Source organism: Dermacoccus sp. BD5 (assembly GCF_044878485.1).
Classification (GTDB): Bacteria; Actinomycetota; Actinomycetes; order Actinomycetales; family Dermatophilaceae; genus Dermacoccus; species Dermacoccus nishinomiyaensis.
Genome location: NZ_JANJER010000007.1, coordinates 68,083 through 82,528, shown reverse-complemented (window position 1 = coordinate 82,528; position 14,446 = coordinate 68,083). Strand labels below are relative to the sequence as shown.

At 70.3% G+C, this 14,446-nt stretch carries 11 protein-coding genes and 1 riboswitch; of the genes, 7 read left to right on the top strand and 4 right to left on the bottom strand.

Annotated elements, in window-relative coordinates:
- Window positions 1–2,574, bottom strand: coding sequence for an aminopeptidase N (pepN, locus tag NQ706_RS07175; RefSeq protein ID WP_038569277.1), 2,574 nt, complete (start codon window positions 2,572–2,574; stop codon window positions 1–3).
- A 42-nt stretch (window positions 2,575–2,616) separates the two neighbouring features.
- Window positions 2,617–3,756, bottom strand: coding sequence for a phosphoserine transaminase (serC, locus tag NQ706_RS07170; protein WP_038569270.1), 1,140 nt, complete (start codon window positions 3,754–3,756; stop codon window positions 2,617–2,619).
- 206 nt (window positions 3,757–3,962) lie between these two features.
- On the opposite strand from serC, the gene pdxH reads away from it, so the two are divergent.
- The 6 genes from pdxH to NQ706_RS07140 all read left to right on the top strand — a co-directional run bounded on the left by pdxH (window position 3,963) and on the right by NQ706_RS07140 (window position 11,223).
- The gene (gene pdxH / locus NQ706_RS07165; protein ID WP_038571517.1) at window positions 3,963–4,640 is read left to right on the top strand and encodes a pyridoxamine 5'-phosphate oxidase; all 678 of its coding nucleotides are present in this window, start codon (window positions 3,963–3,965) and stop codon (window positions 4,638–4,640) included.
- Between the two features lie 244 nt (window positions 4,641–4,884).
- A complete protein-coding gene (locus NQ706_RS07160; RefSeq protein WP_081873727.1) occupies window positions 4,885–6,486 on the top strand; it encodes a serine hydrolase in 1,602 nt (533 codons plus the stop codon).
- A 412-nt stretch (window positions 6,487–6,898) separates the two neighbouring features.
- Window positions 6,899–7,606 (top strand): metal-dependent transcriptional regulator, encoded by a 708-nt coding sequence (locus NQ706_RS07155; protein ID WP_038569267.1) that lies wholly within the window; start codon window positions 6,899–6,901, stop codon window positions 7,604–7,606.
- 185 nt (window positions 7,607–7,791) lie between these two features.
- A riboswitch (cyclic di-AMP (ydaO/yuaA leader) is annotated at window positions 7,792–8,004 on the top strand.
- Between the two features lie 3 nt (window positions 8,005–8,007).
- A complete protein-coding gene (locus NQ706_RS07150; RefSeq protein WP_404360643.1) occupies window positions 8,008–9,336 on the top strand; it encodes an NlpC/P60 family protein in 1,329 nt (442 codons plus the stop codon).
- A gap of 148 nt (window positions 9,337–9,484) precedes the next feature.
- Window positions 9,485–10,015, top strand: coding sequence for a hypothetical protein (locus tag NQ706_RS07145; protein WP_038569264.1), 531 nt, complete (start codon window positions 9,485–9,487; stop codon window positions 10,013–10,015).
- A gap of 632 nt (window positions 10,016–10,647) precedes the next feature.
- The gene (locus NQ706_RS07140) at window positions 10,648–11,223 is read left to right on the top strand and encodes a hypothetical protein (protein ID WP_038569261.1); all 576 of its coding nucleotides are present in this window, start codon (window positions 10,648–10,650) and stop codon (window positions 11,221–11,223) included.
- 30 nt (window positions 11,224–11,253) lie between these two features.
- Here the strand turns inward: NQ706_RS07140 and NQ706_RS07135 are convergent, their stop codons facing one another.
- Both NQ706_RS07135 and NQ706_RS07130 read right to left on the bottom strand, forming a co-directional pair.
- A complete protein-coding gene (locus NQ706_RS07135) occupies window positions 11,254–12,495 on the bottom strand; it encodes an MFS transporter (protein WP_200874215.1) in 1,242 nt (413 codons plus the stop codon).
- 138 nt (window positions 12,496–12,633) lie between these two features.
- Entirely contained in the window at window positions 12,634–12,909 is a 276-nt protein-coding gene (locus NQ706_RS07130; protein ID WP_404360672.1) for a hypothetical protein, read from the bottom strand.
- Window positions 12,910–13,286: 377 nt separating this feature from the next.
- On the opposite strand from NQ706_RS07130, the gene ald reads away from it, so the two are divergent.
- Window positions 13,287–14,405, top strand: coding sequence for an alanine dehydrogenase (gene ald / locus NQ706_RS07125; protein WP_038571509.1), 1,119 nt, complete (start codon window positions 13,287–13,289; stop codon window positions 14,403–14,405).
- Window positions 14,406–14,446: the final 41 nt, after the last annotated feature.

Below are 14,446 nucleotides of genomic sequence, written 5' to 3'. Positions count from 1 at the left end.
TCAGGGGCGCGAGCCGTCGCTGACGGCCTGCGCGCGGCGGCGACGCTGCAGCTGGTCGACCTCCTCGACGACGATCCGACGCAGTGCCCCCGGCGCGTCGGGATGCGAGGCGAGCCAGGCTTCTGCGGCTTCGGTGTTCGGCTGGGTGTCGAACAGGCCGCGCACGAGGCGTGAGGCGATGACCTGGCTGCGCTCGCGCCACCACGTCTCGAGGTGATCGAGGTAGCTGTCGGCGTACGCGCCGGCCAGCTCGACGCTCGCGGGGTGGGTGAACCCGGCGACGAGCGCGGCGACCTGCTCGTTCGTCAGCGACGCGTCGTCGACGCGCTGCCACGCGGCCTGCTTGGTGTCGTCGAGGCCGAGAGCTGCCGTCGCGCCGAGCGCCTGGGCTGCACCGCGCTGCGTCGTGTCGCGCGTGCGTTCATCTGCGAGGCGGGCGTCGACGTCGCGACGGGCGTCGTCGTCACGGGTGTGCGCCGCGAGTGAGGTGAGGACGCTCCAACGCTCGTCCTGGCCGGGCTCGAACGGGGTGTGCGCGTCGAGCAGGGCGCGCAGTTCATCGTCGACGCTCGGGGCGAGGGCCGCGACGAGGAGGGCCAGTCGGCGCCACACGCCCGGAAGATCGGTGCCCGTCGACGCGTCGGCCCGGTCGATCGCGACACGCCAGAACGCCTGCGCCCAGTCGGCGCGCGAGGCGGCGTCGGGCAGGTAGGACGTGATCGCGGCGATCGCGAACCGTCCCGCGCCGTCGACGATCGTCGCCGACGGTTCGTCCGCGAGCTGGGTCAGCGCGGCGCGCACGAACGTCTCGGCGGGCAGGCGCGCATCACGCGTGGCCTGCCACAGCTGCCCCCACGCCGTGGCGCGATGCGTCGCCGAGGCGAGGTGGCAGAGCTGCGTCGCGAACAGCTCGAGCATCTCGGTGCTCGGCGCGATCTTCGCGTACGTCCAGTCCTCGTCGTCGACGAGGACGACCGCGCCGCGCAGTTCGCCCGGCAGCTCGAGCGTGTCGCTCTCGCCTTCGAGGTCGAGCCACGCGTGGCCGGTGGCGTGCCAGGCGGCGGCTTCGGAGGCGTCGGGCGCCTCGACGTCGAATGCGGTGGCGTGGAAGCGGTGCGGGCGCGTGCGGTCGCCGCGGCGCGTGATGACGCCGCCGGCCACCTCGAGCGTGTCGGGGCCCGACGTCTGCAGCCAGGCCTGCGCCCACGCCGTCATGTCGCGTCCGCTCGCCTCGCCGAGGGCGTCGAGGAAGTCGTCGAGGGTCGCGTTCGTGAAGGCGTGACGTTCGAAGTACAGCGCCGCGCCCTCGTAGAACGCGTCCTCACCGGCGTACGCGACGAGCTGGCGCAGCACGGAGGCGCCCTTCGCGTAGGTGATGCCGTCGAAGTTGGCGCGCGCGGCTTCGACGTCGGGGATGTCGGCGACGATGGGGTGCGTCGTCGGCAGCTGGTCGGCGGAGTACGCCCACGCCTTGCGGCCCAGCCCGAACGTGGCCCACGCGTCGTCGAACTCGGTGACTTCGGACGCGGCCTGCGCGCCGATGAAGTCGGCGAACGATTCCTTGAGCCACAGGTCGTCCCACCACGGCATCGTGACGAGGTCGCCGAACCACATGTGCGCCATCTCGTGCAGCAGCGTCGTGGCGAGCGCTTCGCGTTCGCTGCGGGTCGCGTCGCCGCGCTTGAGGTAGTTCTCGTTGAACGTGACGAGTCCCGGGTTCTCCATCGCGCCGATGTTGTACTCGGGCACGAAGATCTGGTCGTAGGTGCCCCAGGGGTAGCTGCAGCCGAACTTGCGCTCGCACCACGGCAGCCCGGCCTTCGTCCAGCGCAGCATGTCCGCGCTGGGCAGGCTCGCGCGCATCGCCGGGCGGCACATGATCGACAGCGGCACGCGGCGTCCGTCGCTCAGCACCGCCTCGTCCTCGACCAGCGCGTATGGGCCCGCGATGACGCAGACGATGTACGTCGACTGCGGCATCGTCGGTGTGAACGTCGTGAGGGTGAGGTCGGTGGTGGTGTTGCCGTGCGTCTCGTCGCTCGCGGCGGCCGGTTCGGCGCTCTCGGGTGCGCCGTTGCTGCGCACAAGCCAGTGCGACGGGGCGGTGACGCTGATCGCGAAGTGCGTCTTGAGGTCGGGCTGGTCGAAGCAGGCGAAGACGCGGCGGGCGTCGGCCGGTTCGAAGTGGGTGAACAGGTACGTCTCGCCGTCCTGCGGGTCGCGGAAGCGGTGCAGGCCTTCGCCGGTGTGGCTGTAGTGGCACTCGGCGATGACGGTGACGACGTGCTCGCGCCCCGGCGTCAGGCCGCGGACGGTGACGAGAGAATCCTCGAAGCTCGTGGCGTTCGCGTCGAGTTCGACGCCGTCGAGCAGAACGCATGGGGCGGCATCGGCGACGAGGTCGATCGAAACCGCACCTTCGGTGCAGGTGAGGCGCAGTGTCGACGTCGAGGTGAACGTCGCGGCCTCCGTCGGCGCGCCCGTCAGATCCAGGTGAATGGATTGGTCGCTCAATGTCACTGTGCGAGAACGGTGCTGGGCGGTTTCGCGAGTGAGGTTGTGAGCGAGGGGCACGCGGTGGGCCTTTCGTTGGAGCGGCCCGAGGTGACGGTGGCGTCAGAGCCGTTCGATGACGTGGTCGATGCAGTGGGTGAGCGCCGCCACATCGGTGGGTTCCACGGCAGGGTACATGCCGACGCGCAGCTGATTGCGTCCCAGCTTCCGGTAGGGCTCGACGTCGACGATGCCGTTGGCGCGCAGCGTCGCCGCGATCGCCGCCGCGTCGATGGCGTCGTCGAAGTCGATCGTGCCGACGACGAGGGAGCGGTGCGCCGGGTCCGTGACGAACGGTGTCGCGTGGGGGTGCGCGTCCGCCCACGTGTAGAGGGCCTTCGATGAGGCGCGGGTGCGTTCGACGGCGAAGTCGAGGCCGCCGTTCGCGTTGAACCAGTCGAGTTGCGCCTTCATGAGGACGTACGTCGCGAGCGCCGGCGTGTTGTACGTCTGCGCCTGACGGCTGTTCGTGATGGCGGCGTCGAGGTCGAGGAACGGTGGGATCCAGCGGCCCGACGCCTTGATGCGCGCGACCCGCTCGATCGCGGCGGGGGACATGAACGCGAACCACAGGCCCCCGTCGCTCGCGAACGATTTCTGCGGCGCGAAGTAGTAGACGTCGCACTCGGTCAGGTCGACGGGCAGGCCGCCCGCGGCGGACGTGCCGTCGATGAGGACGAGCGCGTCGTCGTCGGTGTTTTCCGGGCGCGTGACGGGCGCCATCGCGCCTGTCGACGTCTCGTTGTGCGCCCACGCGTAGGTGTCGATGCCGGGCTTCGGCTGCGCCTCGGCGACGCTGCCCGCCGGGGCTTCGATGACGTCGGGGGCTTCGAGGAACGGCGCCGTCGCGGACGTCGCGAACTTGGCGGTGAACTCGCCGAAGACGAGGTTCTGCTGACGGTGTTCGATCAGGCTGAACGCGGCCACGTCCCAGAATGCGTTCGACCCGCCGAGACCCATCACCGTCTCGTAGCCGTCGGGCAGGTCGTACATCTGCGCGAGGCCCTCTTGCACCTCGCGTACGAGGTTCTTCACCGGCGCCTGACGGTGTGACGTGCCGAGCAGCGGAGTTGCACCCTCACCTGCAGCCGCGAGCGCTGCGAGTGCGTCGGGGCGGATCTTGCTCGGGCCGGCACCGAAGCGTCCGTCGCTCGGCTTGAGGGCGTCGGGGATGACGATGGCGGGGCTCTTCGCGTCAGTCACGTTGTCGACTCTAGGACGGGCGCTGCAGCCCGCGCCGCCCGTTTCGCATGCCAACCAAGCGCCAAGCCGGGCAGCCGCGAGAACCGTCACGGCGGAGGCGGCGAGAATCGTCGCTGAGTGCCTCCGGAACCGGGCCTGTCCGCTCGTCCCGACGCAGAGTGCGCCCCGGCGCCCTGCGCAGCGGCCCGGGCGGGCAAGATGGGGGCATGACCGAGGTGCGCATGGATTACGACGGTGAAGGTCTCGACGAGTCGCAGTTGCCCGCGGCGCCGCTCGAGCTGATCGAGGCGTGGGTGCGCGAAGCACGCGAACGCCAGAATGCCCAAGGCGACGTGCCCGAGCCAGAGGCCATCAGCATCGCGACGGCCGACGCCGCCGGCGCGCCGCACGTGCGGACCGTCCTCATGCGCTACCTCGGGGCCGACGGCCCCGGTTTCTACACGAACCTCGAATCGGCCAAGGGCCGTGACATCGCCGAGAACGACCAGATCGCCGGGGCGCTCACGTGGCCGCTGATGTTTCGCGCGATCCGCTTCACCGGTAGCGCCGTCGAGCTGCCTCGTGACGTCGTGCGCGCCTACTTCGACTCGCGCCCGTATGGTTCGCGCGTCGGGGCGTGGGTGTCGAAGCAGTCGCGGCCGCTGACGAGCCGCGCCGAGCTCGAGACCGCCAACGCCGAGATGACGGCCCGTTACCCCGACACGGGCGGCGCCGACGACGTCCCCTTGCCCGACTTCTGGGGCGGCTACCGCATCAACTGCGACGAGATCGAGTTCTGGGCGGGGCGCCGTTCCCGTCTGCACGACCGCCTCGTCTACGTGCGCGTCGGCGACGGCGACCTCGACGACCCGTCAGCCTGGCGTATCGAACGTCGCTGGCCCTGAGCCGTCGCCGTGTGAAAATCGCAGATGGGGACGCGATTCGCCGGGGTGGACGCCGTTCGCAGATGGGGACGCGATTCGCGAATGTGGACGAAAATCGCCGATGGATACGGGTGGGGCGTCGCCGGCATGGCGAGGCGCGGCGGCGACACGTGGCAACGATGCGTCCCGCGCCCGCGAATCTCCTGTCGTTATTTCGCCGGCCCGCAAATCCGGAGCGGACGACGTCACCACCTAGCGTGGAGGTATGACTGACTCGTCCACGCCGACACCCCACGACCCGTCGACCGATCGTGCCCTAGCAGCACTCGACGCGCAGGACGAAGGGGCTACCGCGACGCTCGACTCCCAGGCTGACGCTGCCGCGATGACGTCGGCCGCGCGGGACGTGCAGGCTGATCGTGCTGCCACGCCCGGCGTCTCTCAGGTCGACGGGCACGTCGAACCCTCGACGGCGACGCGGTTGTCGCGCGAGACGACGACGGCTCTCGACCGCATCGCCCTCGACGCTCAGCGCTCGGGTCGCGTGCCGGGCCTCGCCGCCGGGGTGGCGCGACGCGGGACGCTGCTGTGGCACAACGGTTTCGGGGCGGCGCACCTCGGCCAGAACGTCGGCGCGGAGCGCGTCGGGCAGACTGCGCCCGACGAGAACACGCGCTTCCAGATCGCGTCGAACACGAAGACGTTCGTGGCGGTGACGATCATGGCCCTGCGCGACGAGGGCAAGCTCGACATCGACGCTCCGGCCCGCGACATCATTGACACCATTACCGCCGATTCGCCGCTAGCGCGCATGACGCCGCGTCAGTTCATGTCGCACAGCTCCGGCATCCAGCGCGAGGCCGTCGGCGACGTGTTCGACACGCTCGTCATGCCGGGTCGCGACGAGTTCCTCGCGAGCCTCGCCCACAGCGAACGCGTCCTGCCCGCTCACACGCGTTTCCACTACTCGAACCTCGGGTACGCGCTGCTCGGCGAGATGATCAATCGTCTCGACGGTGGCGACTGGTTCGCCAGCGTGCAGCGTCGGCTCCTCGACCCACTCGGCATGACGTCGACAACTCTCGGCTACCCGGGCGGCGTCGACACCGACCCGCATGCTGCGGGCACCTATTTCGTGCCGCCGTACAGCGACGTCCCCGTCGACGAACCCGTCTTCGACTCGCGCGCCATCGCGCCGGCCGCGGGCATGGTCTCGAGTGTGCGCGACATGGCGCGTTGGGGCGGTTTCGTCGCGAACCCCGACCCCGCGATCCTCTCCGCCGACACGCTCGAGGAGATGTGTCAGCCGCAGATCGTCGCCGACGTCGATCGCTGGGGCGCCGCATGGGGTCTCGGGTTCATGCTGCTGCGCCGTGACGATCGCATCTGGGTCGGCCACACCGGCGGCTGGCCGGGCGCGATCACCGGCGTCTTCACGCACCGCGAGAGCGCGACGACGGGCGTCGCTCTCATGAACGCGACGCACACCCCCGATCCCGCGGCCCTCGCCACGGACCTCGCGAGCGCCGTCGAGGAGCGCGAACCCGAGCTGCCCGCAACCTGGACGCCCGGGATCACCGTGCCCCCGGAACTCGTCCCGCTGCTCGGGGTGTGGTTCTCGGAGGGGACGCAGTTCACGTTCGTCGTCGAGGGCGGCACGCTCAAGGCTCGCGTCGAGGGGATGCCCGAGTGGAAGGCGCCGGCCGTCTTCGAGCGCGTCGACGAGAACCGCTACCGCACCGTCGCGGGTCGCGAGCGCGGCGAATGGCTCGTCATCACCCGCGACGCCGACGGCTCCGTCACCCAACTCAACTGGGCCACATACCGCTTCACGCGCGAGCCGGCCGCGTTCGGCGAATGGCTCTGACAGCGCGTTGCGAAGCTCACAGCATCTTCACAGCCCTGACTCCCCGATTTAACTTTCAATGATGGGGGGAGCGGGTGTAGCGTCTCGTCACGAAGCGCGCCGCACTCCCTCCCCCCTGGCGGCTGCGCTTCACCCCGAGGCCGCAGCGCTCTTCGTGAGCGCGCGCCTCGGGTTCTTCTCTTTCGGCCCCCTTGCCCTCGCGGCTCGCCCGGCCTCACCCCTGCCGACGTCGCTCTCTTGACGAACATCGCTCTGACGAACACCTCCGAGGCACTGCCCGTCGCGCCTGCTCATTCCGGCGGTCCGCTTGAGGCGATCCGTTCGCGCGACTGATGCTCCGAGCCTCGCCCCACCGACGCCGGTATCGCGAGCACCCGTGCGCGGCGGCGCCGGAGGTGGCACTCTTGTCGTCGTGACTGACCTGATCGACACCACCGAGATGTATCTGCGTACCATCTATGACCTCGAAGAAGAGGGCATCCCCCCGTTGCGCGCCCGCATCGCGGAGCGCCTCGGCCACTCCGGGCCCACGGTGTCGCAGACGGTCGCGCGCATGGAGCGCGACGGTCTGCTCCACGTCGCGAACTCCCGGCGCATCGAACTGACACCCGAGGGGCGCCTGCTCGCGACTCGCGTCATGCGCAAGCATCGCCTCGCGGAGCGGTTGCTCGTCGACGTCATCGGCCTCGAGCTCGAGTACGTCCACGACGAGGCGTGCCGGTGGGAGCACGTCATGAGCGAGCGCGTCGAGCGCAAGATCCTCGAGCTCATCGTCGACAAGGGCCTGTCCCCGTACGGCAACCCGATTCCCGGGCTCGACGAGCTCGGCTGGGGCGAGGCGCCGGAGGGTTTCCGTGACGGCGTGCAGTCGCTCGTCGAGGTGGCCGCCAACGAGTCGCTGCGCGTGGTGGTGCGCCGCATCGGCGAGCCCGCGCAGGCGGACGCCGAGTCTCTCGCGGTGCTGACGAGCGTAGGGCTGAGCCCAGGGGTGGCCCTCGACGTGCGTGCTGACGGCGACCGCGTCCACGCGGCCGTCGCCGATCGGCCTGACGACGCCGTGTCGCTGCCCGAGGACATCGCCTCGCACGTCTTCGTGTCCGTGACGGGTCAGCAGGCCTGAGGTTGCATGTGATGTTCATCACGAGCACACTCTGTAACGGATTCTGAACCTCCGCTGGTGGCGCGACGAACGGGGCCTGAGACGGGTGCTCGACGCCGGAATGACGCCTATCTCGCCGGTTCCTGATTCACCGTCGTCGTGACTGATTCGTTACCGTCTTACCTGGTTCGACAACGAACACTCGCGTGCCGGACACGCCGAGCCCTGCCTGCGGCGCGCGAGTCATGTCAGCTACACCACCTGGCAGGGGTGGGGGACCCACTTCTTCGTTCCTGATCCGCGAAGCGCAGATCAAGAACTCGGGGTGAAGCTCGCGTCGCACGCACGAAGCGCCGAGAGCCGGGCCGAGCAACAGGTCCGAACCCGACAGCTCACCTCACAGGCGTTCGAGAGGTTGCACATTGTCCATCAAGAACACGCCGGGCCCGCTGCGTCCTGTGAAGCAGACGCGCACCCTGGCCATGCTCACCACGACCGTCGCCGTCTCCGGTGGTCTGGTCGCTGGTCTCGGCATCACGCAGAGCGCCGGTGCGGCCCCTGAGTCGGGCGCCGTTCACGAGGCCGCCGCTGCCGCCACGACACCCCTCGAGCTCAAGACCGTCACGCCGGCCAAGAAGCTCGTCGTCGCCCCGAAGGCCGCCGCCAAGGCCGCCGCGAAGCCCGCCGCTGCGAAGAAGTCGACGCGCGCGACGTCGCAGGCGCTGAAGCAGGTGTCGCGCTCGCAGGCCCGCAGTGCGCTGACGTCGGCCTCCGTGAAGCCCGTCAAGGCCGAGCGCAAGGCGAAGATCGCCGAGCCGGCGCAGCGTCGCTCGATCGTCGTCAAGAAGCGCACCGCGCCCGCCGCGTCGCAGTCGACGAACACCCACCGCGCCGCGTCGCAGTCGACGAACACCCACCGCGCCGCGTCGCAGTCGACGAACACCCACCGCGCCGCGTCGCAGTCGACGAACACCCACCGCGCCGCGTCGCAGTCGACGAACACCCAGCGCGCCGCGTCGCAGTCGACGAACACCCAGCGCGCCGCGTCGCAGTCGACGAACACCCAGCGCGCCGCGTCGCAGTCGACGAACACCCAGCGCGCCGCGTCGCAGTCGACGAACACCCACCGCGCCGCGTCGCAGTCGACGAACACCCACCGCGCCGCGTCGCAGTCGACGAACACCCACCGCGCCGCGTCGCAGTCGACGAACACCCACCGCGCTACCGCGACGCACCAGCGCGTGCATCGCACGCACGCTCGCCAGGCGGTTTCGCAGCACACCCAGGCTCGCCCGGTCGCCCAGACGCCGCGTCACCAGCAGGCACCCGTGCACCGCGCGACGGTGCGTCACGCCACCACGACGCACTCGGCCACGCCGACCTACGCCTCGAGCGCGCGGAAGGCCACGAACACGGCTTCCGCCTCGCGTTCGAACTCCGGTGTCGTCTCCATCGCCGCGGGCCTGACGGGTATCCCCTACGTCTACGGCGGATCGTCGACCTCCGGTGCCGACTGCTCCGGTTACGTCGCGATGGTCTTCGCGAAGGCCGGCATCCAGCTGCCGCACCAGTCGGGCGCCATCAAGGCGATGACGACGCCCGTGAGCGACCCGCGCCCCGGCGATCTCGTCTTCCTGCCGGGCCACGTCGCGATCTATGCCGGCAACGGCATGGTCTACGAGGCGCGCCACCCGGGCACCGTCACCGGCCTGTACCCGGTGCTGTCGGGTTCGACCTACGGTCGCCTCTGATCGATTTGATCGGTCGGCCCGCGCGGCCACCTGAGAAGCGCCCTCCCCGTCATCGTGACGGGGAGGGCGCTTCTTCGTGTGGCGCGTGCTTCGAGCGGGGTCGTGGTGGTCTGCCGTGACGATCCTGCGTCAGTGGTAGTCGCGGCGAATGACGGTGACGGCGAGCGCCAGGCCGAGCAGTGCGAGGCCGACGCCGCCGGCGACGAGCAGGGGGCTCGTCGAACTCGAGTCGGATTCGTCGGCTGATGCCGCGTCCGAGGAGGCGAGCGACGGGCTGGAGGTGCTGGTCGACGACGCCGAACTGGAACGACTCGACGACGAAGACGAAGACGACCCGGACGAAGACGAAGACGATTCGGGCGACGAGGTGGCGCTCGTCGAACTGCTGCGCGGTGTCGTCGGTGCCATCGGCGTCGTGGGGGCCAGGGGGGATGCGGGGCTCGATGCGCCCGTAGATGAGATCGTGGGCGCGAGCATCGGCTCGTCGCTCGTCGGGACGGGCGAGGTGCTCTGGCGCGGTGTCCGTGTCGGCTCAGCGGTCGCGGACAACGTCGAAGATGTGGACGGTGCGTCACCGCAGCCGCTGAGGGGCAGCGAGCCGGCGGAGCCGCCGGAGGCCGTCGTCACGAAGATGGCACGGGCCCGCGAGGGTGCGCTGACGCGCACGGTGAGGCTCTGACCGGCGCCGACACTCGTCGCTGCCGGTGTCGCGCCGCCTCCGGCGCCGGTCGTGAATGAGAACGTCTGGGCTTCAGGGGCGGCGTTCGTCAGGGTGACGAGGGCCGAGTATCCGCCCGATGCGCTGCACGTGGCGCTCTGGAACACGGCGCTGCTCACGCCCGCGCCGGTGCTCGGCGAGCCCAACGGTGCGGTGGGGTCGGCGGTTGCCGCTGGCGCGCCGAGCACGATGGCTCCCGCGGCGAGCAGGGCGGCTGCGCCGGCACGAGAGCCGGCACGAAGGCAAGCGTGGGTGCTGGGGGTGAGGCGGTGCATCGTCGGATGGCTCCCTGGTTCGCTCGTCGCAGGGTGCCTCCCCGCGTCATTGGGATTGTCTCCCATGGCGGGCGCTCGCGCGAGCGTCCTGGGCCCGAGCAGGAGCTCCGGGTCGAAAAAATGTCTGCGGTGGGGTGCAACCGGCTCAGGATGTCGGGCGTCTGTATGAATGAACGGCGGTCAGCCGTGCGTCGCGCTCGATGCTCAGGGGTGTGCAGGCTGGGCGATGCATGGGCGGGGTCGGTGGAGTCTTGGGGGCTCGACCGGCCCCCCGCGCCCGCTTCGTCGCCGCGGGCGCGGTCTGGTTGACTAGGCCCCGTGGTCATCGAGGCGAGCCCGTGGGCGTTCTGGCGCCATCACGCCTGTGAGGTCGTGCTGTTCGCCGTCCTGGCGGCGCCCGTGCTCGCCATTCGCCCGTCGGTCGGCAACATCGTCGCGGTCGTCGTCTTCTTCGTCGCCTATTTCGGTTTCTCGTTCCTCAGTGACATGCGCACGCGGCTGCGCGTCGACGAGGACGGCGTCGAGTATCTCGCCGGTGGGCGTGATCAGGTCTTCATCGCGTGGAACGAGACCGCGCGCATCGTGCCGCGCCGCTTCCGGTGGTGGACGGCCGAGGACGCCATCGTCTTCCTCGACGGGGGCGATCGTCCGTTGCTCGTCGCCGGCATCTCGATGTTCGCGCCCGCCGACCTCGACGCGTTGGAGGGCGCCGCGCGGGCCTATGTTCCAGTCGATTCGCCCGTCATCCTGTCGCCGTTCACGGGCCGGGCCGACGGCGAGCGTCACCCCGAACTCGTGCCGCAGCGCACGTCGGAGCGGTTGCTCGCCTCGTCGATCAGCAGCTTCCTCATCGCCGCCGTCGTCGCGATCGTGCTCCTCACGGTCTTCGAGTGAATCGTCGTGTGAGCTGCGCCCGCAAGCCGTTCAGCCGTTCGCAGGCATCCGACGGTCGGCGAGGACGACGACGGCGAGGCACAGCGCGGCCATGATCGCGCCGAACTCGAACATCGCGGGGTAGCTGAACCCGGCGTCCTGCGCGAGCGTCGCCATGATCGCGGGGACGGCGAAGCCGAGATAGGTGACGCCGTAGAACACGGCCGTCAGCCCGGCGAGGTCGCGGGGCCCGGCGATACGTTGGATCTCGAGCAGGCCGCTCACCATCGCGAGGCCGTAGCCGGCGCCCAGGCAGAAGCTGCCGAGGATCGCGGTGGCGATGTTGAGCTCGCGGCTTGCGAGCGCGCCGGCGAGCATGCCGACGACGAGGACGACGAGCCCCACGCGCACCGCTCGGGTGGTGCCGGGGGAGTCGATGCGGCGCCCGACAGACTGGACGAGGAAGCCGCACGTCAGGCCGACGACGCACAGCAGCGCCGAGAACGCGATCGGCGCCGACGAGACGTGCGACGACATGAGCGCGGGCAGGACGGCGTACGCACACGCGGCGGCGCCGAAGACCCACGGGGCGATCGGCAGCACGACGAACAGGAACCGACGGTGGCCGATGGCGGGGATGCGCAGATCGTCACGCAACGACGATGTCGAGCGCGACGCCGCGTCGACCGTCTCCGGCGTGCGCAGGACGAGCACGGCCGCGATCGCCGTCACGACGATGTTGACGAGGTACGACAGCTCGTCGGGGTAGGGCGCCCACTGCGCGAGAGGGCCGGCGAACGCGGCGCCGAGGCCGAAGCCGGCCGTCAGCGACATCGACGCACGCTTGGCGCCGGTGCCGTCGGGCGCGTCGTCGTGCGGCGGGCTCGACAGCTCCTTGATCCACGAGGAGCCGACGGCCATGACGAGACCCAGCGCGATGCCCGACAGCACGCGCCCGAGGAACAGTACGGTGACGTTGGCGTGGGCGAACGCGAGGACGGCGCTCGCGAGCATCGCAATGTACGGCGCGGGGACGAGCAGGCGCCGCCGGCCGTAGCGGTCAGAGAGCGGCCCACCGATGAGCAGCGCGGGGATGATGCCGAGGACGTACGCGAAGAGCAGCACGTTGACCGTCACCTGCGGCAGGTGATGCTGCGTGCGGTACATGACGAGCAGGGGCGTGAACTCGTTGCCGCCCCAGGCGACGGCGAGCATCGCGAGGGCGGGGCGCATCCAGTGCTTCATGCGGTCCTCTTCGTTGTTACCGGTGAGTACCCATGCAATCACGAGCATGCCTGGACGCGCCCGTCAGGGCGTCGCACGGCTCAGGTGTTGATCTTCGCGAGCAGTTCGGGCAGCGTCTGCTCGAGCTGCCGCGCGCCCAGACGCGCGGGGCGTGGATGAGCGCGCAGGCGAGGCCGATCTTCTTCGTCATGCCTGCGGAATAGTCGGCGACGATCTTGTCGGCGGCCTCGTCGAGGCCGAGCGCGTCGAGCAGTTGGTCGCTGCGGCGGGCGACGTCGATGACGTCGACGCCGTGCAGCAGGCCGGTGTGACGCAGCAGTCCGCGGCCGCTGAGGCGGTCGAGGTGCGCAGGCCGTCGGGCAGGACACCGATGAGCGACTTCGCGCGTGCCGGGTCGCGCCATGCGTCGTGGCCGAGGATCTCGACGCGGCCACCGTCGGGGCGCAGCAGCCCGGTCGCCATCGACAGGGTCGTCGTCTTGCAGGCGCCGTTCGGGCCGACGACGCCGAACATCGAGTCGCGCGCACGGTGAGTCTCAGGTCGTCGACGGCGCGGTGGCTGCCGAAGTTCTTCGTCAGCTCGCTCAGCTGCATGGCCGGTGCCTGCATGGCGGGCGTGCTCGCCGGGCCGGATGGGGGCGTGGGTGGCTGCTCGAACGGGGACGGGCGGCTGCCGATCCATGCCCTCGATGCTTTCATCCGAGCCCCCGCACGCGTGGGATCGCGGGCAGATGTGGCGGGTACGTCGGCGCTCGGCCCGGCCCTACTCGCTCGTAGCGCGGTGAACTCCTAGCGTGGCAAGTGATCACGGTCACGTCGAAGGAGCCGGAGGAGAAGATCATGCGGGTCGGTGTTCCGAGCGAGGTCAAGAACAACGAGTTCCGGGTGGCGTGCACGCCGGCGGGCGTCAACGAGTTCGTGCTGCACGGGCACGAGGTGCGGGTGCAGCGCGGCGCCGGGGACGGTTCGAGCCTCACCGACGACGACTACCGCGCGGCGGGCGCCGTCATCGTCGACGACGCGGACGAGGTGTGGGCCGACAGTGATCTCATCCTCAAGGTGAAGGAGCCGGTCGCCGAGGAATATCACTGCATGCGCGAGGGCCAGGTGCTGTTCACCTACCTGCACCTCGCGGCCGACCCGACGCTGACGGGGGAGCTTCTCGAGCGCGGCGTCACCTCGATCGCCTACGAAACCGTACGTCTCGACGACGGGTCGCTGCCGCTGCTCGCACCGATGTCGGAGGTCGCCGGGCGCCTCGCCCCGCAGGTCGGCGCGCAGGCGCTCATGAAGCCGTACGGCGGGCGCGGCGTGCTCATGGGCGGCGTGCCGGGGGTGCGCCCCGCGGATGTCGTCGTGCTCGGCGGCGGCGTGTCGGGGTTCAACGCGGCTCGTGTCGCGCTCGGAATGGGCGCCGACGTCACCGTCCTCGATCTCGATGCCGCACGGCTGCGGGCGATCGACACGGCAACCGGTGGGCGGATGCGGGCGGTGATGAGCAACGCGCACGAGGTCGAGCAGGCCTGTCTGCGAGCGGATCTCGTCATCGGCGCGGTGCTCGTGCCCGGTGCGAAGGCGCCGACCCTCGTGAGCAATGAGCTCGTCTCGCGGATGCGGCCGGGCTCAGTGCTCGTCGACATCGCCATCGACCAGGGCGGGTGCTTCGAGGATTCGCACCCGACGACGCACGCCGACCCGACGTTCCGGGTGCACGACAGCATCTTCTACTGCGTCGCGAACATGCCGGGCGCCGTCGCGCACACGTCGACCCATGCGCTCGCGGGCGTCACGCTGCGCCACGCGCTGCAGATCGCCGACGACGGATGGCGCGCCGCGTGCCAGGGCGACGCTGCTCTCGGGCGCGGGCTGACGACGCACGCCGGGCAGCTGACGAACGCCGCCGTCGCCGAGGCGACCGACCGGCCGGTCGTCCGTGTCGAGGAGGCGCTCGCGGGGTGAGGCTGCTCTGGCGTGGGCGTGAGCGTGAGCGGGGTCACCGC

Excerpts from the sequence above, each read along its gene's own strand:
- pdxH (WP_038571517.1), top strand. The coding sequence starts at position 3,963 with ATGACCGAGGTGCGCATGGATTACGACGGTGAAGGTCTCGACGAGTCG.
- ald (WP_038571509.1), top strand. The coding sequence starts at position 13,287 with ATGCGGGTCGGTGTTCCGAGCGAGGTCAAGAACAACGAGTTCCGGGTG.
- NQ706_RS07135 (WP_200874215.1), bottom strand. The coding sequence starts at position 12,495 with ATGCTCGTGATTGCATGGGTACTCACCGGTAACAACGAAGAGGACCGC.
- NQ706_RS07160 (WP_081873727.1), top strand. The coding sequence starts at position 4,885 with ATGACTGACTCGTCCACGCCGACACCCCACGACCCGTCGACCGATCGT.
- NQ706_RS07130 (WP_404360672.1), bottom strand. The coding sequence starts at position 12,909 with ATGGCGACCGGGCTGCTGCGCCCCGACGGTGGCCGCGTCGAGATCCTC.
- NQ706_RS07145 (WP_038569264.1), top strand. The coding sequence starts at position 9,485 with ATGACGGTGACGGCGAGCGCCAGGCCGAGCAGTGCGAGGCCGACGCCG.